The organism is Streptomyces sp. Ru72 (assembly GCF_002920635.1).
GTDB lineage: Bacteria > Actinomycetota > Actinomycetes > Streptomycetales > Streptomycetaceae > Streptomyces.
The window spans coordinates 1-911 of the sequence record NZ_PQSR01000241.1 but is presented as its reverse complement, the minus strand read 5'-3'; the positions used below and the strand labels follow the sequence as shown (position 1 = coordinate 911).

Below are 911 nucleotides of genomic sequence, written 5' to 3'. Positions count from 1 at the left end.
ATGAGTGATGGTGCGGCTCGGTGGGCGAGTGATGGTGCGGCAGCGCCGAAGTGCCCGCGGCACGGCTCAGCGGGTGGTGCGTTCCGCCGACTCGGAGGGTTCCAGATGGGTGGCGAGGACGGCGGCTTGGACGCGGCGCTGCACGCCCAGCTTGGCCAGCAGCCGCGAGATGTGGTTCTTGACCGTCTTCTCCGACAGATAGAGCCTCTTGCCGATCTCCCGGTTGGTCAGGCCGTCCCCGATCAGCGCGAGGATGTCACGCTCGCGCGGGGACAGGCTCGCCAGTTCGGGTGACAGGGCCGGTTGCTCGGCGGGGTCGGCGCGCAGCGAGTGCATCAGCCGCGCGGTCGTCGCCGGGTCGAGCATCGACTGGCCGGAGGCGACGGTGCGGACCGCGGACACCAGGTCGGAGCCCCTGATCTGCTTCAGGACGTATCCCGAGGCGCCCGCCATGATCGCGTCGAGCAGCGCGTCGTCGTCGTCGAAGGAGGTCAGCATCAGACAGGCCAGCTCCGGCATCTGGCTGCGCAGCTCACGGCAGACGGTGATGCCGTCGCCGTCCGGCAGGCGCACATCGAGGACGGCCACATGCGGCCGCACCGCCGGACCGCGGGCGAGCGCGTGTTCGACGGTGTCGGCGTCCCCGACCACCGAAATATCGGGTTCGGCCTCCAGCAGGTCGGCCAGGCCGCGTCGTACGACCTCGTGGTCGTCCAGCAGGAACACCCGGATCGGGTCCTGCTCGCTGAAGGCGTGCGCCTCGGCCATGACGACTCCTCGGTGCCGTGTCGAACCTCTGCCGAAGGACGGTCCCCCGGCCGCCCACTGTCGACGATCATCACGCGCCCCGCCCGCCCGCACTAGGGCCGACCGGCCCCACTCGCCGCCGTGCGCCCTTCCCCGGCCCTGAC

1 protein-coding gene is annotated in these 911 nt (G+C 71.0%); it reads right to left on the bottom strand.

Features of this window, described 5'->3' with window-relative positions; all coding sequences use genetic code 11:
* Positions 1-66 precede the first annotated feature (66 nt).
* Complete coding sequence (locus C3488_RS39695; RefSeq protein ID WP_103845640.1) at positions 67-768, bottom strand: response regulator transcription factor; 702 nt, start codon at positions 766-768, stop codon at positions 67-69.
* Between the last annotated feature and the right edge of the window lie 143 nt (positions 769-911).

Coding starts and splice junctions, on each gene's coding strand:
- C3488_RS39695 (WP_103845640.1), bottom strand. CDS start 768: ATGGCCGAGGCGCACGCCTTCAGCGAGCAGGACCCGATCCGGGTGTTC.